The sequence below is a fragment of the Pseudomonas sp. HMSC063H08 genome (assembly GCF_001813645.1).
Lineage (GTDB): Bacteria > Pseudomonadota > Gammaproteobacteria > Pseudomonadales > Pseudomonadaceae > Pseudomonas > Pseudomonas aeruginosa.
Genome location: NZ_KV813581.1, coordinates 15,787 through 38,361, shown reverse-complemented (window position 1 = coordinate 38,361; position 22,575 = coordinate 15,787). Strand labels below are relative to the sequence as shown.

Genomic DNA, 22,575 nt, shown 5'->3' with positions numbered 1-22,575 from the left:
CCAGGCGGGTGGCCGGAGGGCCGTGGAATCCAACATCCATGTCATCGGCGGAAAAAGCGTCCCGCAGGATAGGGGCTCCGACAGAACACTGGTCATTGACGACCCTGCGGTGCTCCAGGCTGTGGCAGGCGCAGCGAAATGGATGCGTATCTGCCAACGTACCAATACAGCTATTCGGGATCGTCTACGCAAAGAGTGCAGAGTGCTGTGGCCAAGGCGCAAACAGCACCCAACCCTGAAAAGCTTCCGCCACCAATTGGGCTCAAACCTAAAAGCCTCCGGCGAGAGCGATGAGGCCATCGCCTACATGATGGGGCACCAATCCATTGAATCCATCAGCGTCTATGGGAACCGTCGATCTGGGGCTGGTCACAAATTGCATATCAGACCTGCACAGGACGCTGACTTGTCAAAAGTTCGCCAACCCAAACAGCCTGCTGTTTTTGGTCGAGAACGAGTGGTGGGCCGTATTGAGGTGCCACAGCGCCTGACAAACCGACGAACAACTGCACACCCTGTCGCAAATGAACGTTAGCGGCCGGGTATCATCTCAGGCGCCAGCCATCTGCCTAATCGTAAATGCCCTTCGTCCAACCACCGTAAACCCAGTGGACTCCGGTATTGACTGTTCAAAAACACGCCCGGTCTGCTCCAAGCGCAGATAGCGCGTTGCGCACTTTTTATCCAAACAGTTGGCTTTGAACCCTAAAGGGCTTTGGAAAACCAGCGGAGCCCTGCCAGAGCACACCGGGCACTTTTCCAAAGCAAGAATCGCCTGGTTGTGACCTTCCAGGGCTGACGCTTGCGCAGTGGAGTTAGAGGCAACCAATGCCTCCTTGAGCGCCGTCACTGCCTCCCCGGCCAAGGCCTCAGTAACAATCAGTTCATTTTGCTCTGAATTAACCTGAACCCCCGCAACCTGCTTTGCCTGTTCCAGCACTTTTTGCGGGATTTTTTGCAACGGCTGCGCATACGTAATCAGAGCCATTCGGCAAAGCACCTGGTCAACCAGCAAGCCAAAGCGCTCCGTGCAATACATGTCCGTGGGAGACAGCGGTATCCACTGCTCCGGGCAATAAGCCGCATCAATCTCCTGCCCCATTGCCGGCCAGGCGATAAACCGCTCCTTGCTCTGTGGGGTCACCTCAGGAGCAGGCGCATCACTCAACCAAGGCACAATGGTAAGCAATACGTCCTCTGGCGTTGAAAGGCCAGGAGAACTGCTAAGCAAATGCCACTCCAGCCCACTTTGCCGAAGAAGTATGTGCCTTCCGGCCCAGACACCTTCGTCCTGGCCATTCAGATAAGGCAGCAGCGCCCTCCTCATGACCAGACCGGCGTAGCGAGAATAGACAGAAGCTAGAGATTGGTTCTGCCTGAAGCGCTCTGCCGGCGTGGCACGTTTGGCCTGTGTCACCTTGGCCAACTGATCCCACAAGATAGCCAGATGCCGGTAATGCTGATCGTGACCAAGGATGTTGGTCATATGCAGCACACCTGTCACTTGTGCCTGCCGGCTGACCAACAAATACAGACCACTTTGCTGCAGGCCCGCAATCGTCTGGTACAAGCGTTCAAGCTTTTCAAGCGTTTCACCAAGCAACTTTGATGCGTTACTGGTTTCCTCTGCGCTGAATGTCATCCCCCACAAGCGGCAAATTTCTTCACGCAGACGGTAATCGACATTCTCCGCCTCATAGAAGCGCAGCGCCTGATTCAGCGTCGCCTGCAAGCCACGCAACTCCGCCAAGCGCCCGTGCAAATAGCGTTCAATCTTATCCAGCAAGCGCGCATAGACACGATTCTCATAGATGCCATAGTCATCTTCGCTGAAGCGGGCCAGTACCTTCTTGGGGATCACGCCACTCAACGTCTGCCGCTGCCAGCACTCCGAGTGCGAGGCCAGATGCACCAGCGCCCCTTTGGCCAAACGACGTGCACGCCCGATATCAGCAACCTCATCCTCATAGTGAAGATCGAGGCGCGGACGCAGCGAGATGTGATGCAGATGCCCTTGCTTCACCACATCCAGAAGCCGCTCCTCAAAGGGCTGCAGATGGCTCTTGGCATCGATGATGGAAGCTGGCATCAAAGGAGACATCAAAGGCGCCTGCAGTGCCTCGGCATCAATCGTCGCAATGACCTTGCTCAGCAATTCCGTTGCCGCCGCCAGACTTTTTTGCGGCGGCGTAAAAGTGCAAGCCTCATCACCCAACTGGCAGCGCTGATCACCATCACTCACCAGCACCCCCGTAAATACCGGTGTATGGCCATTGAATGCAGGCCCGTCATTCACAGACTGATAGCGGCCGGGCTGAATGAGTGCCGGCAACTGCCGGCACTGCTCACCCGTAAAACGATCAAACCACATCAGCTACGGCCATCCAGGCGACGAATATCAGCCTCCAACAGCTCCATAGACTTGCGCGGATCACCCGCCAGATCAGCGCTGATCCAGAAGTCCTCCAGAGCGCCTTTCAGATTGCGCAGCGTCTCGGCAGAAACGTTGTAGCGGCCGGTCACTTTGCCAGGGCGCATGATTCTCGTGGCCAACAAGTGGTCCACCGCCTCCCCCGAAGAAGCCCCGCAAGCCAGCATGACAGGGATGAAATCCAGCGCCTGCTTTTCAAAGCGGTTCCCCCAGCCCAGCTCAAACTGGCTGCCCAACTGTTCGGTGAAGGCATCGCCGGTCAGGTCCTTCAGTAGCTTGACGACCTCCTCCTTGCGCTCAGCTCTTGCCTTGCCAAATGCCTTGCGCAAGGAGCGATAAGAGTAGTTGGCCGGCTCAAACGGTTTGATCGTGAAGCGCTTATCCTGCTTGGGCAGAGTCATTACATGAGCACGATCATAGGTCTTGTCCGCCAGCTCATTGGTGGTTTCATCATGGTTCGCGGTACCAATAAACCAGACATTGGCTGGCACCCTGATCTTGCGTCCCTCGGTCAGCATCGCAGGTGCATTGGGCAACGACGTTTCCGAGAGGCTGATCAAGCGCTCCTCCGGATTGTTCTTCTCCAGCGCAGAGAGGAACTCGGCAAAGTACTGCTCAGGACGCGACAGGTTCATCTCATCCAGCAGGATGATGTTGCAGGTGTCTTCCCAACGCGGCGTCTGCGCTTTGTATAGCGCCTGCAAGCAGTCCTTCTCGTAGAAGCGTCGCTCAAAGGCGTTGTAATGACCAAGCAGGTCGTCGCGATCACGCCAGCCCGCCTGCACTGCAATATCGGTGCAAAAGCCCCCCATTGCTTTGGCAAAAGCCTTGGCCAAACTGGTCTTACCGGTACCACTGATACCCTGGAAGACATGCAGCTGGCTCATGGCCAAGCCCCCCAGCAACACGCGGATATCCTCGATCGGATAGAACAGTTCTACGTGCTTTTCAGCTTTAGCAATCCGATGCTGCAACTGGGTGGCGAATGTCTCGAGATCAGGCACTTCATCTAGGTCCATACGCGCCCGGTAATCGCGCTCACTATCCATCAGCGACATGGCTGGGAATGGTGTCTGGGTCTTCTGCGCACTGGTCAGCTGCTCGATGCGGCTTTCGAGGTCATCTATGTGAACGGCAAGGGTATTCTTGTGTTGCTCCAGAACACGTTTCTCACGCGCGACAGCCTCAAGCTCTGTAGCCGCGACACGCTTGCCGCTCAACTCACGACGCAGCTCATCCCGCTCAGGGCGTAGCTCAGCTACTTCTCTTTCAAGATCAGCCTTGCTGTCACGCAGGTAGTCATTATCGCGCTGCAATTGCGCCGTATCCGATTGCTCCAGGCTGCGCTTGAGTTCACGGTTTTCCTGACGCAGCGCTTCCAGTTGCTGCAGGATCTCAGCTCCGGATACTTCGCCCAGGGATTGCTTGAGTTCCTGAATATCGAGCAGCTGCTCCTTGAGTTCATTCGCCTTGCTCCAGGCCCGCTCACGCTGCTCTTCCAGCTTGGCAACAACCTGGTGATGATTCGCCCGCTCGGATGCCATTTCCTCATCCAGACGCTGCTGCAAGGCCTTTTCCTCTGCCTGGATATCCGCCCTCTCACGATCCAGGCGGCTACGCGCACGATCTAACTCGACCACTTTCTGCTTGATGTCGTGCTCACGCTGATCAAGCAACCTGACACGTTCAGCCTCTGCCTCCGTGCAACTAAACTTGATCTCCGCCAGCCGCCTTGCTGCCAGAGAAATTTCACCGTCGAGCTGGTGCTTATCTTCGCGCAACGTCTGAAGATCCACTTCATGCTGACGCACCTGCTGACGCTGTTGCGCTTCCAGCTGACGTAAAGCCGCTTCGTTTTGCGCAACAAAGCCGGCTTGCGCATTGGCCTCTCGCATATTCAGGGAACGCTCGGCCTCCAAATTTTCGGCCATCTTCAGCGCCAATGCCTGCTGAGTCTCAAACAGCTTGTCCCGCTCAGCCTCGAGCTCAGCTTTCTCTGCATCCAGTCCGGAGCGGACGGCCACAAGCGCTTCCTGTTCGGCTACCTGCGCCAGTGCCGCCGCCTCGGCAGTTTCAGCTAGTTTGCTGGCAGCAGCCCACCGCTCGGCATATTCGTCATGCAAACGCTCCTTGAAGCGCACCAACTCCTTGCAGAGCGTGGCGAATTGCTCAATCCAGCGAACCAGATCACTGTCGCCCTCAAAACGCTCGCAGACGCCGCGCAACCACTCACGCTCGACAGAAATATCCAGTGCCATGTCAAAGGACTGATAGGCCTTGGAAGCGTTCTCGAAAGAAGCGCTCCATACATTCACTTGCTGCTCCACTGAAGCACGGGCCATACCGGCCGCAGACGGTGCCGCTGCTGGGATTTGCTGTGGACCAAACTTGTTCGAGCTTTTCTTGCCCATTACATCCATTCCTTAAAAAATTCGGTGAAGCCCAGCGCGTACTGGATGTTATCCAGCGTTTCCTCATAGGTGAGGGGGGCGACTTCTCGTCCGGTAAAGCGGCTCTGCGCATGGGTGCTGCTGTTACGCAAATCCGCAAGCAGCAACAGCCTGTCAAGTTGCAGCTCGCGAGCTAACAGCGTCTTTAACGGGTGCCCGGAGTGGTTGAGCGTTCCCATTGCTGCAGCAAACAGCAAAGCCTTCAGGGAGCTGCCTGGCCGAGAGCAAGCCAAAATGATCTGATTGATGTTTTGCCCGGCTAGTTTGCTGATTACCCCATCGGTAAACGCCGGCAACTGCAAGGCGGATAGCACGCGCGCATTTAGCCCTCGGCCAAGGTTTTTCTGTTTGGGCAGATGGCCTGCGTCAACTGGATATTGGTGAATCAACCACTGCATGAGGACCTCAAGCAGTTTCTGGCACTCCATCACTGCAGCATCCAGTTCCTGCTCACTCTGGTCGCCTTGTGCCAGCTTGTTCATACGCAGTAGCAGGGCTGCCAAATGCCGCTTGATATCCGGTTGCCGCGCCGCCCAGGGGTATTCCGTGAGCACCTGCATATCCGCCTGCTGGCGCATGGCCTGCAGCCACTGCTCAACCGTCTGATCATCCGCACGCGGAACAGAAACCAAAGGCTGTAAATGGTTGAGCAGGTACTTGTTACCCCCCTCAGTCTGCTCCCGCAAAGCATCCTGTAACCACCAGGCGTTGGCTCGCAGCGTAAACGGATCGTCGACCACCCACAGGTCCAGCCCCTCGTCATCAGGCTTGGCCCAAAGCAGTACCCTTGCAGGCTTGGCGGTATCATCCAGCCGCTGCACACCAGACAATTTAAGGAATTGCGGGAACTGGCCGCTATCGAGCTGCCGAGCCGCCCGATAATCATCCCGATACTCACGATAAGCTATCGCCAGCACCTCATGATCCAGCACCGGCAGTGATGACTTGCCCGCCGCCATCACAAACGGCCGGATTGACTTGCCGCTTTTCCGCTCCCCTTTGAATACGGGATAGCGTTGCAGCGGATCTTCGGGCTCGATCGAATCAAGCTGCTCAGCGAAGCGTGGCCAGAACTGACCACTGATAGCATCCTGGAACAGATAACCAGCCTTCAGGTTGTCATCCTCAACAGACTCACCATCCAGCAGTTGCTCGCCTTTTTCAGTCAGCCCACGGGCACTATCAGTCAGCCAGCCGTTACTCACTCCTTGAGCCAGTATCAGCTTGATCAGGTTGACATGCAGCCCGGTCAGCTCGGCGATCGCCTCCTCTTGCGTCACCTGTGCCCGGATCAACCCCAGCACAGCACGCTGGAACAGATTCAACTGAGCCTCTTTTGCCTCGGGATAAAGCACGCGATGAACCAGCACCGGCCACAACAAGGGCTTGGGCTCGCCGCGAGGCTTTTCAGCAAACTGCAGATAAGTACCGGTTTCAGCGAATGCAGCCATGCTCACCTCCACACAGCTGATAGAAAGCAGCCAGAGCTGGCACCGCCTCTTGTGCATCCGGGTTACTGGCCAAAGCCGCATCCCCGACACAAATCAGCATCTGCCTCTGCCGGCTCATGGCCACGTTCATACGGTTTGGCAAACGCAGGAAGCCGAACTGACGGTTCAGTTGCAGCTCGCGATCATCCCCCTCGCTGGCAGCAGCCCGCCCCGAGCGATTTGGCTGGAAACTGCGCACACAAGACAGCAGCACCACATCGAACTCCTTGCCCTGGAAGGCATCCACCGAGCCAACCCGCAAGCGTTCCTCTGCAACCACGCTGCCATCTGCCTGCACCTTACGGGTCAACTTGAACTGCTCATGCGGCTCGTAGCCCCCTTCGCGCTTGACCATCAAGGGAGTACCGTCGATTTTCTGCTGAGCGAGCTTCTCCATGATCAGATCGCGCTGTGCCGCGTAGAAAGTAATAATGCCGACAGACAACGCCTCACCGCCAGCCTGCATCAGCTTTACCACTTCGTCAGCAATGCGCTGCGCCTCAATCTCTCGAACCCGGCTAGTTCCCCGGCGCTGATCACGCCCCTGCACCGCCGGCACATCAATCCACTGACATACATGGCCACGGTAGGACTCCGCCAGCGGCCCAAGCCTAGAAAGCAGCTCCTGGCTGAATACAAACGCCTCTGCCGGCCTGCCGGAATGCAGAACCCCCAGGTTTTCACATTCGTAGAAGTGCTTACTGACAAAGTTGCCCAAGACCGGATGCATGCGGAACTGGGTATCAAGCATCACCACACGGCGAATCGAATCCTGCTTTTCCAAATCCTGTAGCTTGACCCGCATACGCTCGAAAAGACTGGATCGGAAAGCCGCCAGTTGCAGTTCGGTCAGTTCATGCTCCTCCTGCAACTGCCCCTCGATATCCGGCTCAAGCATGTGCGGGAGCTGGCGGTCATCGCCCACCAGAACAATCCGCCGCTTGGCCATGGACATCGGAATAAACAGATCCAATGGATTGGCCCGTGCTGCCTCGTCGATGACAACCGTATCGAACTCGATATCCGAGTTGGAGCTAGTGGATACCTCTTGCAACATTTCCATCTGCTTGCCCGCAGCCTGCTGGCAGGTTGCACCGACCACCATCGAATACTCATTGACCACAGCCCGCGCAGCGGAACGATCGGACTCCAGACTATCGACCAGTTGCTCCAAGACCCATGCAACCCCCTGCTTGCGCTTGGCCATGCGGTCTTCCAGATAGCGATCCACCTCATCAAGCAGCGCTAGGCCATCAGGGTCTACCTGGCGTTTCAGCGCAGCCGGCCGGTAATCCGGCAAGTGCTGATCAAGCAACAGATCCTTCCAGATCTTCAGAGCCTGAAGGGTCGCCGGCTCAACGTGCGAGCTGTCGGCAAGTTCTTCCAGCAGGCGCAGCAGCTCCGGGGCCACACCTTTTTCATGGCGCTTGAGCCAGCTCAGCAGATCCCAGGCACGCTCGCCGCCATCATCGGTAAAGGCAGCAACCTCGACACGCAGAGCACGGATACGCCTGAGCAGCTGAGAGGGAGGCAGACCTCCCGCAGCTGTAGCCGGCGCTTGACCGGCAAGCGTATCGATATACTCCTCGAACTGACTTTCAAGCCGGGGCGGCAATGCCAGGCCGCTTTGCTCCAGTTCACGCAAGTCATGCAAAAGGCGCTGGAACTCATCCGCCTGCTGTGCAGGGCCGGTACTCGCTACCCGGGCAAGGGCCAACCTCGCGGAAATGGCCCGCAACTGCTCAAGCTCAGGGAAGCGGCTGTATTCCTGCGCAATCTTGCGGTGCAAATGAGCCGCCTGGCGTTCCAGCCAAGGCTCAATCAAAGCCGCCTGATCACTCTCGCCGTGCTTGCCGCCCACCCGCGCGCCAGGTAAGCCGAATACATCGCTACGCTCCAGTGCATTGTCGACGGCATCATGCTGAAAACTGCTGACCAGTACCTGCGCCGCAATATTCTGCTTCTCCGCTCGCTCACCCAGACAACGCTGCAATGCTGCAATAACCTGGGTTTTACCGGTACCAGGAGGGCCGATGATGATTGCCAGATCAGGGGTATTGAGCGCGCAATCCAGCGCCAGCGCCTGCTTCTCGGTCGGCTTGCCACCCTTGAAAGACTCCAGCACGTATGGGGTCAGCCCGCTGATCGGGCGTCGTCGCGCAGCAGGAACCGCAACCCCTTCCAGCAGCCATTTCAATTGCGGCAGCCGCTTGCCCGAGTCAATCGACTGCTTGGCTGCCAAGCGACGCTTACCCATCGAACGTTGGCCGGCAAGAGACAGATACAACCAGCCCTCCCCCGCTTTCGGTCGGATGTTGGTCTTACCCGCCGCCTGTTTGAAAATCACGCAATCTGGCTCGAAGCGAATAGTCCCCCGCGGAGCATTGGCAGTCCTTTGAGCCTTCTCGGATGAAAGCTCTTCCAGCCAGTCCGGGCGCTGATCGCCCAGATCAAACTGATCATTGCTGCTCAGCTCCAGATCGCGCCAGCGCTCGCGGAACGCCTGATACTGCTCCTGCGACTTGGGAATCAGACGCCAGACATTGCCACGTCCCTCCTGAAAGCCGTGGCACTCGGCGTAAGCCAGAGAACCCAAACTTTCTGCCTGCTCTAAAGCTCTTTGCCACTCTTTATCGTTGTAAAGATTCCAGAGTTCGAGATAGCTGGCGTTGTCACGCAGCGCCGCACTCAGCAGAGCCTGCTGACTGGCGCTGCCGAGTGCAGCCGCAACAGAGGCATCCTTAAATTCAAATTGGCCGAGCAGGAGGGAGAACGCACCATCGCGCTGGGTATGGCGGGTAACACGCTTGAGCAGATAACTGCCATCCTGGCGCCGCTCGACATCGGCACGCCAGCCATTACCCAGCAACTGAAAGCCGCCCTTGGTAGCGGTATTGCTGAAACGAGCAACCGTCAGCCAGTCACCCTCAGCCAGGCCCCGTACCACAAAATGCTCGGCAAACCAGCGACAGGCCAGCTCAACAGTGCTGCCAGCAATTTCGCGCTTGGCGTGCAGATCCTCAGCAAGCAGCTCATCCACACCCAGTTCAAGCTGCATTGCCGTTACTTCAACCGGTGCGCAGTATTGCACCAGCAGCTTGTTTTTCTTCGTACCAGTCAACAACCAGCGGGTCTGATCACGCAGGGCCAGAAGGCCAAATATTTCGGCATCGGCCTGGGTACAGCTGACGCGGATGCGTACATCCCCCTGCACCGCCAGCCAGTCATCCTGATAGCGCTGCAGGAAAATCGCCTGCCCGTCCTGCAAGGCATCCACAGACTCATCTGTAGAAAGCGCCAGCACATCGGCTGACAGCATGGGGAAATCTTTAAATTCCATTTGCCATCACCACCGGAATTGCCAGACGACTTTGCTGGAGGGCAACCCGGAGCCCGTATGCCCTGACTTCGCAGGCTCACCTACATGAATCAGGAAGGGTTCCTCATCCTGACCACGCAGGCTCTCCTTGAGGCCCTGATAACGCTGCAACGGTTTAATGTTCTCCCCGCGCTGCAACTGCAACTGGCTCTCAGGCAGCGGGAAAATCCCCAGGCCCTTGTCGCTGTACTCGATACGGATATGGTCAGCCGGCCAACGGTCATAGCTGAACGTCGGCAGCAAGCGCTTGAGCTCAACCTGCCCTCCCGGCTGCAACCAGACCTTTCGCCCCGTCGCCACCAGCTGCTGAGGACTCACCCCATCCCCGTCCTGCTCGGCAGGCAAGGCAATGAACTCCTCAAACAGAACCAGACGGCTGTCAGCTGGCGCCTTACAGAAAAAACACACCGCTTCGTCCGCAGCCCGCAAATCCACTGGCAACAGGCTGGTACTGCCGCAGCCAGGGCAGCAATAGATACGCTCGTCCACTTCAACCAGCGCCTCAAGCCACTCGGCCATAGCCGGGCGTTCATAGGCGCTGGCTCGTCCAGCCTCGAAGCAACGGCTAAACAGTTGGGGCAGCTTGCTGTGCTCCAGCAACTGCAGCGGCAGATTAACGAAGCAAGCGTTACTGTCGTCCTCGCTATCGTTGATCCAGGGGTGCTCACCGCTCAGCGCGGCATCCTCGACTTCAGGCTCACCGTCGCTGATCATCTCACCCTTGAACGGGTGGTTGTGTGTCAGCAACTGATAGGCAATAACGGCGAAGCTCCAGCAATCGGTGAGGCTGGACAACAACGCCTCACCACGCACCACTTCCGGTGCGCCATAGTCCACGGTGTGCAGGGTCAAGCCACTGTGGCTATCGAGGCTGATGTTGTCGCAGTCAATCAACCACGTCTCGGCAAACGCCGGATCGTCCGAGACAAAGATATTGTTCGGCGACAGATCACCGTAGAGCATGCCGCGCCCGTGCAACTGATTCAGTGTTCTGGCCATCTGGCCCAGAATACGAATACGCCGACGCAGCCCGCCCTGGCGCAGATAATCTTCATGTGCCTCTTCTTCAGCATTAGCAAAACTGTCCAGCAGCCCCTGCAAAGGCACCAGCCCGTCCATCAGCTCCATCACATAACCGCAGCGTGGCTCAGCCAGCAGTTCAAGCGGTCTAGCCAGCTTCAAATCGGCCAGATCCTGCCGGGTCAGCCATTCGATGTGCTCACGCCAACGACGGCGCGCCTGCTCATCCTTATTGGTAAACCCCTTGATCAGAGCTTGTGGGTACTGGGTGCGGTAAACAACGCCCTGCCCACCACTGCTCAACTCACTCGTGAGCTCATAAACCGAACCTTTGCTGTCCTGCACCATGCGCTGCTTCTGCGGCGCGGCTTTGTTCGTGCTCATCTGTATCAATCCGTTAAGAAAATTCCAGCAATACTCTTGTCGTCACCATGGCGTGGCGTCGACCAGTCCAGCAGCTCACCCGTCAACCAGCGGCGCATGCGGCGCTTGCTACTACAACGCAGTTGGCGCCGGTAAATGGCATCAAAAAACGACTCAAGCTGCGATGGAATCAGGTCATCCGAGATACCATCCGTCATCAGCAGTACGCCATCACCCGGCTGGCTCAACTCAAACTCGAAACTGCGAGTATTCCAGGCATCCGCCTGGGCCAAGGTCAGGGTCTGATTACCGAAGCCCTGGCGTTGATCGGTCAGCACCCTGAAAGCGCCAGCGCTTCTTGCCAGCAGCAATCCATCGCCAATCTGCCCGGCAACAGCCCGGCCACGGGCGTCCACGCGCGCCCACAGGCAGGTCGTTTCATTTAGGCGATAACGCTCGCCAAAACAGGCCAGCCAGGCCTTGCGAACCTCGTCAGTAACCGCTGCATGAGTAATGTCCGCCTGGCACCGAAGCACGTGCCGTGACAACTGCACCGCCTTGCGCGAACCGAAGTGGCTCAAGGGGCGGCTGCCCAATCCATCGGCAACTGCAACGCACCAACCGCCGCGTATACCACTGACGGCCAGGGCATCCTGGTTAGGTGAGTCATCCTGCTGGTGGGCGGGGCCCCTCACCGAAGCCCCACTCGCCAACAAGCGCATCAGAAATCCCAGTCCTGATCATCCGTCGGGATTTGCAGCGGAGCAGACTGATTCGGCGTCGCCGAGCGGCTACGTGCACTGACGCTCATCGTCACAGCGCGGAAAAAACGATGGATATCCGCAGCATTCTCGGCACGGAACAGCGGTGCCTCCGGGTCATTGGCAAAATCACCGAGCATGCTCTCATCGGCATCAGCACCTATGGCCATGGCAAAGCGAGTGGCCTTGGACGAGCGCTCGCCATTGGCCAGACGAGCAAAGGAACCCTGCCAGTCATCAGTAGGGTGGCCATCGGAAACCAGCACGATTACCGGTTTGTAGGCGCGGGAGGGGATGCTGTCCTTGTCTTCGATCATCTGGCTGGCCAGTGCCAGAGCACCACCCAACGGAGTCGCCCCCGCAGCAGTAAGCGGGGTGAAGCCCTGCAACTGATGAGCCGGAGTCAAAGGCAAATTCACCTCTGCTTGACTGCCAAAGGTGATCAAACTGACCTGCAGTTCAGCCCGCAGGCGGCTCTCGCCGGCAAAGCTGCTGATCATGTCTTTCAGGCTCTTGTTCAGCGCCTCGATCTTGCCATCCACAGACATGCTGCCACTGGTGTCAGCCAGAACGATGATCGGCAGCGGACGGGCGGTTTGGACCTGGAATTTTTTGAGTTCTGACACTGTGTACTTCCTTGATAGTCAATTGGATATCTCCCTATAAGCGCATTCCGTGCCAACTCATGTTTTCTTTTAAAAACAGTATGTTATGCAATCTTGAAGGCCGAGAAAGATCGTTATATACGTAAAAACCGTTATTTATTGGTAATTTTGTTTACCGACACGAAGAGGGGCTCATTCACAACGCTGTGGGAAATACCCCTCACAATCCCCAGTAATACTGCTTAATCTTCTGCGCCATCAGCCGGCGGCGTTCGGTGAGGAAGGTTTCGAACTGCTCAGGCTGATAGGCAGCGAGGTCATCCGGGAGGCAGTTGGCCGCCAGGTTGGCCTTAAGGTCATCCAAGCTGATGATCGCACCATAGTGCGCTGCGCCTTGCTGACACTGGTCAAAGACCTTCGCCATATAAGCGGCCGGGGCGGTATCGCCGATCTTGATGTTCACTTCCTGCTGCACGTACACATAGTTGGCCACCTGGTTGTACTTGCTTCTGAGCAGCCCCCGCTGCTTGAGGAAGTTCTTCGGGAAGATGTGATGGATATCGCCGTGATGCGTAAGCATGTCACGCACGGTGATGTCCTTGGACAGGAAGCCCTTGTCACCCCGATTGGCCTGTGCGGCCCAGAACACCTTGATAGCCGGGGCGTTGACGGACGAGGTGTTCAAGGCCTGCGGCAGACCGAAATCCCAGAAGGCATCAGACAGTTCAGCCGCTTCGATATCAGCCAGTACGTCAGCAAAGGGTCGCTCGTGTACGGCCTTGATGTCCTTGTCGAAGCGCGACTCCGGCGAGCCTGAGTAGCGTCCGGTGAGCAGCGACATGACGAACCAGCGGCGCACCCAGCTTTCGATATTGGGGTTGTTGCCCAGGTCGCGTTTGAGCTTGAGGTACAGCACGTAGGCGAAGTTCAGCGCGTTGACTGAACCAATCATGGAGCTGTCCACGTAGCCGGCCGAACGGATGATCATCAGGAAGCGTTTGAAGTGCGTTTCATTGATGAACTCCCTGACCCCTTCGCTCAGGGTCTTGAAGGACGCTTCTTCGATTTCCTTCTCGTAGCTACGCGTCTCGAAGTTACGGCCAGAGAGCAGCCCTACCAGATCCGACAGCCGTCCACGATTGAACTTGGTGGTGAAGGCCACGCGCAGCATGTCCGAGTAGCTGGGGTCGTAGAGGTCGTCGTTTTCACTCTTCAGCCAGCGCATAGCTTTGAAGTATTCGGTCTGCACGAAGGTCTTATCGTTGTTCTCGATATGCGCGTAGAACTCCGGCGCAATGGACAGGTGGCAGAAGTAGTCGATGGCCTTGCGCAGGGTGTTGCCATCGAACTCCTCGTTAGCGGCGATCTTCGACATCACGAAGTCCGCCTGGCTAAGCACCACACCCTTGGAGTTGATGCGGATAAAGATCTCGGTGACCGTCTCGATATCCAGATCCGCCGCCAGCTCGATCAGGCCGATCTGCTTCTTGGTGATATCGCACAACCTGTCCAAACGCTCGAAAACCAGATCTTCTTTCACATCTGGATTTAGCTCGAGATAGTCTCTAGCCACCTTGTAAGACCGCAGCTCGCCATTAACGATGGGGGCGATATCAGGCAGCCAGGTTTTGTCCTTCTCAATGGCGGGGTTGCTGACCTCGAAGCGTTCTTCGATGGGGTGGAAGGCAATGCGGATACGCACCTGCTGGTAATCCTGGTTGACCACCTGCTGCCCGGCGATGGCGGCGGTCAGCGCCGTGACACGCTGCTGACCATCAATAAGCACCTTCTTGCCCTCAGCCAGCGAGCCATCTTTCAGCTTCACCGTCGGGTTGCGCCAGGCAATGATGTAACCCACCGGAAAGCCCTGATACAGGCTGTCCATCAGGTCACGCACCTTGGTGGCATCCCACACAAAAGGCCGCTGGATTTCCGGAATGGCGATTTCCCCAGACTTAACCCAGCTCAGCAGGGTTTCGATCAGGTGTTGGTTAACCGAGTATTTCTGTGCCGACATAGCGTATATCCCTATATTCGCGCTTGATTCTAAAAACGACTTTCATGACTACCCGCAACCAGCAAACCCGAATCGAACATGATCCTGTTTTCTGTATGCCTGCAGCCCTCACCCTCAGACCGATAGTTCCGGCACCCCCAAAACTCGCCATTTCGCCCCTTTCGCTGGGTCATTTCCGCACCACACTTCGGGCACGTAGGCACCCAACGTTGGCAGTCTGGATTGATACAAATCTTGAAGCGCCCAGCGCGGCGCATTTGCGAGTCGCAATGCGCGCATCCGCGCTCCTTGTGAGCGCAGAGCGGGAATTTATTGCAGCCAAAAAACCGGCCAAACTGGCTTTGGCGTGACACCATGGTCCCGGTTTTACACTTGATGCACTTGAGCATGTGCAGCAATTGCTGACTGAGTGATGTTGAGAACTCGTCAAGATCGAGCTCGTATTCGTTCTTCAATAACTCGACAACAAAAGCCGACGCCACGGCCATATCGGCGATCAGATAAGCACGCTGTCTTGCCCGGGTAAGGGCCACATAAAACAGCCGACGCTCCTCCGCGTAAGGGAAATCCTCTTGTGCCGGCAGCAATGCCTCCAGCAACGGATGCGTGGTTTTCTGCGAGGGGAAACCATGCTTGCCAGTCTCCAGACCGAGCAGCACCACGTAATCCGCTTCTTTGCCTTTGGCAGCGTGAATGGTGTGGCACTCCAGCGCTAACGTAGGGAAACTCGATGCGAGTCGCCGCAGTTCGCCTCTGTCTGGCAAGTTAAAGCCGTAGCGCCCAAGCAGATAGACACTGCTCCCAGGCTCGGCAATTTCTGCGATGCGGGCAACGACCTTCTCCAGCCGGCTTGGCTCCTCGCTGCCGGGTTTAGGCCGGTTGTCTTCCCTGAGCAGGGATACCGCAGGGCGTTTAACCTTTTGCAGCGTATTAAGCTGCTTCCTGACCTGGATCGGGTTTGCCAGCACGAAGCGCGTCGCCACATCACTGATGCTGTTGTTGAAGCGGAACGTCAGATCGAGGGCCGTTACTTTGGTCGTGCCAAACCGCTCACTAAATGCCGTTGTAAAGCTCAGATCACTGCCGGTGAAGCGGTAAATAGCCTGCCAATCGTCACCCACGCAGAATAACGAGCACTCCGGCACAGAGTCCCGCAGATACCTGATCAAGCGGGCACGCGCCTCAGAGATATCCTGGAACTCATCCACCAGAATATATCGCCACGGGCTACGGAAACGCCCTTCGCGGACGTACTCAATAGCCTTGCCAATCATGTCATCGAAATCGATATGACCGGCGCTATCCAACAGGGCCTGATAATTGTCCAGAATGGGCCGCAGCAGTGCCAGCGCAGCGTCCACCTGCTTCGGGTTCTTCGCGCGCTTGATCGCAGCCTCCACCTGCCCGTGCTCGTAACAATTAGCGCGGTAGCGCTTCAGCAGATCGGCCAGCAGTAAGGCAAAGCTGTTGATTGCGCCAAACTCGCGTAGCGTTTCGAGCACCGCTTCCGGGGGCAATTCCTGGTACTGAACACCCAGTGCGGCCAGCTGCGCGTCGATGGCATCAAACAGCCCACCTTCCATTAACTGATAGTGGTACAGCTCCACCAGGCGCGTACCTTTATCGGCATGCAACTGACGCTTCCACGCCATACCCTGGTGGTACTGCTCGCGGTCTACATAGGGGGCTGTACCGCCCTGTCGGTCGATACCGTAATACTCGATATAGATACCCTGCTCGGGCAGATAGAAATCCGGCTGGTATTGGCGATAAAGGGGGCTGGCTGTCTTGTGCTCGTAAGCAGGCTCATACTGGTAGGCGATGCCCTGCTTGAACAGGTAGTTCGCCACCAGGCACTCACCCAGGCTTTTCACGGCCTCGCCTTTAAGTGTGCGGATATCATTGGCAAGGATGTAGTCGTAGTACTCTCCCTCTGACTCGAACTCAAAGGGGTTCGCCTCCGGGTACAGGTGGTGCTGGAAGTAATCAATCGCCAGCCGCTGGTACTCGGGAGTCTTGAGATGCTGCTCGAACCACTGGCTCACCTGCCAGGCCAGCGCCTTGTCGTCTTCCGCCAAGGGTGAAAGGGAGGGCTGCTCGCCCTCTACCTTGGCAATAATCGTCTTACCCAGTTTGTGAAATGTGCTGGTGGTGATACCGCACTTACCCAGCCGGTGATCGATACGTTCCTGCATCTCCTTTGCCGCCTTGTTGGCGAAAGCCAGCATCAGAATATCCGCAGCCCGGGCCTGACCACTCGCCATCAAAAAACCTGCACGGCCTACCATGGTGCTGGTCTTGCCGGTACCGGCACCCGCCAACACCAGGTTGTTATCCTCATCCACGACACAGGCAACACGCTGGCGCTCGGTAAGCGGCTGGCTCTCTACCGTGTCGAAGAAGGCACTGTTGCGCGCCAGCTGCCGATCAACGTATTGCTTGCGCAGCTTTTCCCAGTCCGCTTCCTGCCACTGGGTTACCGCTGCCAGCCACTTGAATGGGGTCACATCTACATCGGGGCACCACTGGGGTTCAGGCACACGCTGAAAACGCTGCAGTGCTTGCTCTGCCATAACCCTGGCCGCGTCCAGCCGGGATTGGCGGGGATACCCTTTGTTCAGCAGGGCCCGGACTTTACGAACGACCTGCTCTATCTCGGGCGCCAGTTTGCGTAACCAGTGCGCTCGCAGCCACTGAAATAGCCGTTCACCGTCAGCCTTGCGCAGGCCAGGGAACACCTTTTCGCCGCAGTCCGTTTGCAGCACCAGCCGGGAGAAAACGATTCCCTCCTGGAAGGTTGCCTCGTTAGCCAGCGACGTCGCTTCGATCAGGTAGTTCTCACCGTTCTTGGTCGTGACCTCTAACCCTTTGTCACCCAACGAGAAGGTGGCCGCTTGCGCGCCAAACAGGCGCATCAACCAGTGCGGGGCGACATCTATCGATGAGGATTCAGCAGTCATAGTCAGCCTGTGAGCATGTGTCAGTGAGAGACACACTGAGCGCCTTGTCTATTCAAGGGAGCCTGACCTCTCAAGGCTGACCGATTGGCCATCGTCATTACGACCGACGCTACCGGTCATGGCTTCGTCGATGGGAATAACCGTGGTGGTGCGGTAGCCGCGAAAATGGCTGAGCTTGACGGATTTGAGGCGCATGGGGATTTCCTTATCTACAGCTGGCCGGAGAAAGCTGCTTGGCTTAACGCTCCAAAATTAGAATTCAGGAGAATCGATCCACCACTTACTTTTTCAGAGAGCAAAGACGCTTTCGAATAAACATCAACAAATTTCTTTTGTAGCGAAATTGGAGGAATGTACATGGGAAAATCCTTCATAATTCCCAACTGCAAGTCCTTAACAGCATTACCCTTTGCTTCCTTATTTGCCAAATCGTAAAAATAATTTGTTCTCATAAAAGCAAGCAAGAAAATCGGATCACAAACCTCCTTATTTGGCACTATTCGTGCGGCATTCTGAGTGACAGCAAAATCCAATTCAGATTTCACTATGGCGCAATGACCTATGCTGCCTGTCTTGGAAAACAAAATATCATCCTTTTTTGGCCGACCTTTTTCACTCAGCGCATCAAAGTCTGACCTTGAAATTTTCGGACAAGACTCAAAATCCAATTCACCAGTACGAATTTCCCTAGCCGATATCAACGGAATACCTTCTTCGTGATATTCAGGACGAACGGTTAAGCCATAAGTCACCAGACTCGTAAGCGCCTCGAACTTACATGTATCCCACCCCTTTGGATTGGTCACCGGGTCGCCGAACATGTCCAGAAATACGGCGCGGAGGAAGTCGTCGGCGAGCTGGATGGCTTGTTGGCGTTTGCGGCGGATGGCGTCGGCCTTGTCGAGGATGGCAGCGATGCGCTTTTGTTCGGGCAGGGGTGGGAGGGGGATTTTGCTCTCTTTCACTATCTTGTCCGAAACTGCTGGATAGTTAGCCCCAGTAGCTTTAGACATCATGTCCTCAACAAAAGAACCTGTTTGAACCCAATGAAACAAATATCGTCCATGCAGATTTTTTTCGTCAGCTCGGAGGACACAATACCCAGTAGAAGCAGTCGCGCCATTTAGCTCAGCAGGAACCACAGCGACCCCATTCAGATTTGGCCGAACTGTTGCAACCAGGACATCGCCTGCCACAACCAACTGACGAGCACGACTTGGGGCCTCTGCAGAAGAAATTTCCGCCACGTTATCTAGATCAATAACTTTCCTGCTTTTATCGACAGAGCTAAGGTCGACATACTGGAAAATACACTCCTCTCCAGCAGCAGGGTTCCACGTCCGAACCTTGTCTGCATATTTGCCAATCTGAACCAAAGGCCAACTCACAGCATCCCCTCCAGCTCATCCAGATCCGCCAGAATCTCCTGCTCCAGCCCTTTGAGCCGCTGCAGAATCACCTTCGGGTCCTCAAAAGCTTCCTGCTGGTACTCCACTTCCTTGTAGCGGTTGATGGAGAGGTCGTACTTGTTGGCGGCGATGTCCTCGGCGGGCACAACAAAGGCCTTTTTGCGCTTGTCGCCGAACAGGGTATTGATGGTGCTGGCGCTGAGATTGCCCTCCACCATCTGCCGATATTTGTGCCACTGGGCGATGGCATCGGGCAGGTCGTTGCTGCCCTCGCCTTTCAGCTCGCTGCGCTTGTCGTCCAGCGAGTAGCCATCGGCCTGCAGGTCGTAGAACCACACACGTTCGGTGGTGCCGCCCTTGGTGAAAATCAGGATAGCGGTGCTGACACCGGCGTAGGGTTTGAACACGCCACTGGGCAGGCTGACGATGCCTTCCAGCTGGTTGTTATCGAGCAACTCCTGACGCAGTTGCTGGTGCGCCTTGCTGGAGCCGAACAGCACGCCGTCCGGCACGATCACGGCGGCGCGGCCACCGAGTTTGAGCGAGCGGAGGATATGGGCGACGAACAGCAGCTCGGTCTTCTTGGTTTTCACCAGGCCGAGCACGTCGGGGTTGGTGTTGGTTTCGTCCAGGCTGCCTTTAAATGGCGGATTGGCCAGCACCACGTCGAAGAAGTTCTGCTCCTGACGCGGGTAGTGCTCCTTGATGGATTTGCTCAGGGAGTCCTGGTAGCGGATGTTCGCGCCGTTCACGCCGTGGAGCATCATGTTCATGCTGGAGACGCGCAGCATGGTGGTGTCGAAGTCGAAGCCCCAGAACATCTGGCTGTTGATGTGCTGGCGGTAAGGTTCGAGCAGATCGCCTGAGTAATGCAGGTTGCCGTCTTCGTCAGTGAAGGTGCCTTCCGGGCTGGAATGCACACGGTTGAGGTATTCCATGGTGCGGGCGAGAAAGCCGGCGGTGCCGCAGGCCGGGTCGCAGATCACCTCGGTCGGCTGCGGGGCGATCAGTTCGATCATCGCGTCGATGATGTGGCGCGGGGTGCGGAACTGGCCGTTGATGCCGGCGGTGGTGAGCTTGCTCAGTAGGTATTCGTAGATATCGCCCTTCACGTCGCTCTGGGTCAGCGGCAGGTCGTTGACCATCTCCACGGCGGAGGTGAGCACGGACTCGTTCTTGATCTCCAGATCGGCGTCCTGCATGTACTCACTGATATGGCCGAGGCCTTCGCGCTCACCGCCTTCGCCTTCGGCACCACCGAGCTTGGCGAAGAACGGATAGACCTTCTGCTTGAGGTGGCTGTGCAGCTCCTTGCCGCTCATGTTGCGGAAGTTCTTCCAGCGCAGTAGCTGGCCTTCCGGGGTATTGGGAAAGAGGCGGTCGAAGGGCTTGCCGGTGCGGTTGGCTTTGCGCTCGGCCACGTCCTCCTGCATGTCGAGCATGCGGGCGAACATCAGGTAGCTGATCTGCTCGATCACGGTCAGCGGGTTGGTGATGCCGCCAGTCCAGAACTTTTCCCAGAGCTTGTCGATATCGTTGCGGATTTTGCCGGTGAGCATCAGGCGGTCTCGTAGTCGGTTTCAGTGTCGGTTTCGTCGAGCAGGTCTTCATCGACGGCGCTGTCGGTCAGCACCTCGATGTTCTGCTCGGCAGGGATAAAGTCGATTTCCAGCGCAGCCTTGTCGACGAAATAGGCCGGCAGCTGTGCCTTGATGGCGGGCGCCAGGTTCTTGAATTCACCCACCTGCTTGACCAGGTTGCCCTTGCCGCTGACCAGCTGGCCTTCGGCCTTGACGTAGGCTTCGGTGGCGGTCTCCAGACCCTTCTTGATCTTCTCGAAGCTGGCCAGAAAGGTATTGAGCTTTTTGAACACGCCCTCTGCACGGCTGGCCAGCGCGGCAGTGTGCTTGTTCTGATCCTCATAGCGCCAGAGCTGGCGGACGATGTTAAGGCTGGTGAGCAGGGTGGTCGGCGTTGCCACCAGCACGTTGTTCTCGATGGCCTGCTGGAACAAGGTTTCGTCAGCCTTGAGCGCCTCCACGAAAGCGGACTCAATGGGGATGAACATGAACACCATGTCCGGCGAGTTCAGGCCTGGCAGCTTGTAGTAATCACGATCCGCCAGCTCCTTGATCCGACTGCCGACAGCCTGCACATGCTCCTTGAGGGCAATAGCGCGCTCGCCTTCGTCTTCGGCATTGACGAAGCGGGTATAGGCATTGAGTGAGACCTTGGCGTCGATGATCAGGTGCTTGCCCTGGGGCAGGTACACCACGGCGTCTGGGCGCTGGCGACCCTCCTCAGTGGTGATGCTGACTTCGCGCAGATAGTCCTTGCCCAGTTGCAGGCCTGAGCGGTCTAGCACGTTCTCCAGCACCAGCTCGCCCCAGTTGCCTTGCAGCTTCTTCTGCCCGCGCAACGCGGTAGACAGCTCGTGAGCCTCGGTGGTGATCTGCTGGTTGAGTGCCTTGAGCGATTCCAGCTCTTTGCGCAGCTCACCCTGCTGGGTGGTCTCGCGGTGATGGATCTCCTGCACTTCGCGCTTGAAGGTGTCGATGGACTGCTGGAACGGCGTCATTACGGCACTCAGGCTGAGCTTGCTGCTTTCCTGCAGGGCCTGGGTTTTCGCTTCGAGAATCTCGTTGGAGAGCAGCTTGAACTGCTCGCTCAGGCTGGCTTTCTGCTGTTCGAAGTTGGCCAGCTCACGGGCATGGCTGGCCTCGCGCTCATCCAGCTCGGTCTTGAGCTTGGTGTACTCGCTGCTTTGTGCGGCAAAGCGGGCCTGAAGCGCATCGTAACGCTCTGCGGCGGCCACTTGTTGAGCCTTGATGTCCTGCAGTTGCTCACGCACTTCGCGCTCGGAGGTTTCCAGGGCTTTGCTGCGCTGACCTTCGCTGGCCAATGCGTCCTTCAGCTGATCCCGGTCGGTTTGCAGTTGTGCGCTGACGGCCTCCGCTGCTTGCAGTCGATCACGCAGTTCAGCCACGAGCTCCTCACGCTTGTGCAAGGAGGTCTTGAGCTCCGCATGCTGATTGCTGAGCGGCTGATAACGCCCCAGCAGCTCGTTGTAATCCTGAGCCTGAGCGGCCATCTTCTGGCGAATCTCAGCAAGTTGCTCACGCGCCTCTCGCTCGCCCGTTGCCGCTACCTTGGCGCTGGCATCGAGGTCTGCCAGCTCGTCCTTAAGATTGTCACGTTCGCCTTGCAATGAGGTGACTGCAGTTTGCTCTGCGGTTAGACGATCACGCAGCTCAGAGACTTGCCCCTGCAGCGCTCGCCCTTCGGCCTGAGCAGTTTCCAGGCGTTTGGCGACTTCGTGATGCTGTCGGCTGGCATCGTCCAGCTTCAGCTGCAACGCAGCCAGGGAGTCTTTGCATTCCTGCTGCTCCTTATTCAGTCGAGCCTCATTGTCGAAGGCTGCCTGCAGCTTGGCTTTCAAGGTGCTTTCTGCGAGCTGGAGTTCATGAGCACGTGCTTCTGCGGCTTTGAGCTGCTCACTCAACGCTGCGCTGCCGGCCACTGCCGTCGCTTGCGCTTGTTGGGCCTGCTCAAGCTGGGCCGCCAGCAGACTGAGTTGCCGGCCCTGACGCAATGCCGCTGTGAAATAACCCAGCAGCACGCAGACCAGTGCAAGTATTGCTGTGATGACGATGATCTCGGTAGTCCATTGACTGGCTTGCATATGCACTC

The 22,575-nt window shown here is 57.0% G+C and carries 14 protein-coding genes; 1 reads left to right on the top strand and 13 read right to left on the bottom strand.

The window, feature by feature from the left end; genetic code table 11:
• Nucleotides 1–22: 22 nt before the first annotated feature.
• Entirely contained in the window at nt 23–535 is a 513-nt protein-coding gene (locus HMPREF2924_RS35015) for a site-specific integrase (protein WP_071535728.1), read from the top strand.
• Nucleotides 536–550: 15 nt separating this feature from the next.
• On the opposite strand, the gene HMPREF2924_RS26885 is transcribed toward HMPREF2924_RS35015, so the two are convergent.
• The 13 genes from HMPREF2924_RS26885 to rmuC form a co-directional block, all read right to left on the bottom strand.
• On the bottom strand, nt 551–2,371 hold the full coding sequence (locus HMPREF2924_RS26885; protein ID WP_023095095.1) for a hypothetical protein: 1,821 nt from the start codon (nt 2,369–2,371) through the stop codon (nt 551–553).
• Nucleotides 2,371–4,842 (bottom strand): AAA family ATPase, encoded by a 2,472-nt coding sequence (locus HMPREF2924_RS26880; protein WP_023095094.1) that lies wholly within the window; start codon nt 4,840–4,842, stop codon nt 2,371–2,373. Before HMPREF2924_RS26880 ends, HMPREF2924_RS26885 begins: the two co-directional genes overlap by 1 nt.
• A complete protein-coding gene (locus HMPREF2924_RS26875) occupies nt 4,842–6,332 on the bottom strand; it encodes a hypothetical protein (protein ID WP_023095093.1) in 1,491 nt (496 codons plus the stop codon). Before HMPREF2924_RS26875 ends, HMPREF2924_RS26880 begins: the two co-directional genes overlap by 1 nt.
• Nucleotides 6,316–9,711, bottom strand: a complete 3,396-nt coding sequence (locus HMPREF2924_RS26870; RefSeq protein WP_070700785.1) for a DEAD/DEAH box helicase — start codon at nt 9,709–9,711, stop codon at nt 6,316–6,318. Before HMPREF2924_RS26870 ends, HMPREF2924_RS26875 begins: the two co-directional genes overlap by 17 nt.
• A gap of 6 nt (nt 9,712–9,717) precedes the next feature.
• Nucleotides 9,718–11,154 carry a protein kinase domain-containing protein gene (locus tag HMPREF2924_RS26865; RefSeq protein WP_023095091.1) on the bottom strand — a complete coding sequence of 479 codons (1,437 nt, stop codon included), beginning with the start codon at nt 11,152–11,154 and terminating at the stop codon, nt 9,718–9,720.
• A 5-nt stretch (nt 11,155–11,159) separates the two neighbouring features.
• Entirely contained in the window at nt 11,160–11,855 is a 696-nt protein-coding gene (locus HMPREF2924_RS26860) for a PP2C family serine/threonine-protein phosphatase (RefSeq protein WP_023095090.1), read from the bottom strand.
• Entirely contained in the window at nt 11,855–12,520 is a 666-nt protein-coding gene (locus HMPREF2924_RS26855; protein WP_023095089.1) for a vWA domain-containing protein, read from the bottom strand. The genes HMPREF2924_RS26860 and HMPREF2924_RS26855 overlap by 1 nt, the downstream gene beginning before the upstream one ends.
• 199 nt (nt 12,521–12,719) lie before the next feature.
• Entirely contained in the window at nt 12,720–14,516 is a 1,797-nt protein-coding gene (locus tag HMPREF2924_RS26850; protein WP_023095088.1) for a GmrSD restriction endonuclease domain-containing protein, read from the bottom strand.
• Nucleotides 14,517–14,545: 29 nt separating this feature from the next.
• Nucleotides 14,546–17,476 (bottom strand): UvrD-helicase domain-containing protein, encoded by a 2,931-nt coding sequence (locus HMPREF2924_RS26845; RefSeq protein ID WP_023095087.1) that lies wholly within the window; start codon nt 17,474–17,476, stop codon nt 14,546–14,548.
• Nucleotides 17,477–17,524: 48 nt separating this feature from the next.
• Entirely contained in the window at nt 17,525–17,671 is a 147-nt protein-coding gene (locus tag HMPREF2924_RS35960) for a hypothetical protein (protein ID WP_023095086.1), read from the bottom strand.
• A gap of 14 nt (nt 17,672–17,685) precedes the next feature.
• Nucleotides 17,686–18,864 (bottom strand): restriction endonuclease subunit S, encoded by a 1,179-nt coding sequence (locus HMPREF2924_RS35010; protein ID WP_023095085.1) that lies wholly within the window; start codon nt 18,862–18,864, stop codon nt 17,686–17,688.
• Nucleotides 18,861–20,444 carry a type I restriction-modification system subunit M gene (locus HMPREF2924_RS26840; protein WP_023095084.1) on the bottom strand — a complete coding sequence of 528 codons (1,584 nt, stop codon included), beginning with the start codon at nt 20,442–20,444 and terminating at the stop codon, nt 18,861–18,863. The genes HMPREF2924_RS35010 and HMPREF2924_RS26840 overlap by 4 nt, the downstream gene beginning before the upstream one ends.
• Nucleotides 20,444–22,567, bottom strand: coding sequence for a DNA recombination protein RmuC (gene rmuC / locus HMPREF2924_RS26835; protein ID WP_023095083.1), 2,124 nt, complete (start codon nt 22,565–22,567; stop codon nt 20,444–20,446). The genes HMPREF2924_RS26840 and rmuC overlap by 1 nt, the downstream gene beginning before the upstream one ends.
• Between the last annotated feature and the right edge of the window lie 8 nt (nt 22,568–22,575).

What these genes read in the sequence shown, in the direction of transcription:
- HMPREF2924_RS26885 (WP_023095095.1), bottom strand. Translation starts at nt 2,371, where the DNA reads ATGTGGTTTGATCGTTTTACGGGTGAGCAGTGCCGGCAGTTGCCGGCA.
- HMPREF2924_RS26880 (WP_023095094.1), bottom strand. Translation starts at nt 4,842, where the DNA reads ATGGGCAAGAAAAGCTCGAACAAGTTTGGTCCACAGCAAATCCCAGCA.
- HMPREF2924_RS26875 (WP_023095093.1), bottom strand. Translation starts at nt 6,332, where the DNA reads ATGGCTGCATTCGCTGAAACCGGTACTTATCTGCAGTTTGCTGAAAAG.
- HMPREF2924_RS26870 (WP_070700785.1), bottom strand. Translation starts at nt 9,711, where the DNA reads ATGGAATTTAAAGATTTCCCCATGCTGTCAGCCGATGTGCTGGCGCTT.
- HMPREF2924_RS26865 (WP_023095091.1), bottom strand. Translation starts at nt 11,154, where the DNA reads ATGAGCACGAACAAAGCCGCGCCGCAGAAGCAGCGCATGGTGCAGGAC.
- HMPREF2924_RS26860 (WP_023095090.1), bottom strand. Translation starts at nt 11,855, where the DNA reads ATGCGCTTGTTGGCGAGTGGGGCTTCGGTGAGGGGCCCCGCCCACCAG.
- HMPREF2924_RS26850 (WP_023095088.1), bottom strand. Translation starts at nt 14,516, where the DNA reads ATGTCGGCACAGAAATACTCGGTTAACCAACACCTGATCGAAACCCTG.
- HMPREF2924_RS26845 (WP_023095087.1), bottom strand. Translation starts at nt 17,476, where the DNA reads ATGACTGCTGAATCCTCATCGATAGATGTCGCCCCGCACTGGTTGATG.
- HMPREF2924_RS35960 (WP_023095086.1), bottom strand. Translation starts at nt 17,671, where the DNA reads ATGCGCCTCAAATCCGTCAAGCTCAGCCATTTTCGCGGCTACCGCACC.
- HMPREF2924_RS26840 (WP_023095084.1), bottom strand. Translation starts at nt 20,444, where the DNA reads ATGCTCACCGGCAAAATCCGCAACGATATCGACAAGCTCTGGGAAAAG.
- rmuC (WP_023095083.1), bottom strand. Translation starts at nt 22,567, where the DNA reads ATGCAAGCCAGTCAATGGACTACCGAGATCATCGTCATCACAGCAATA.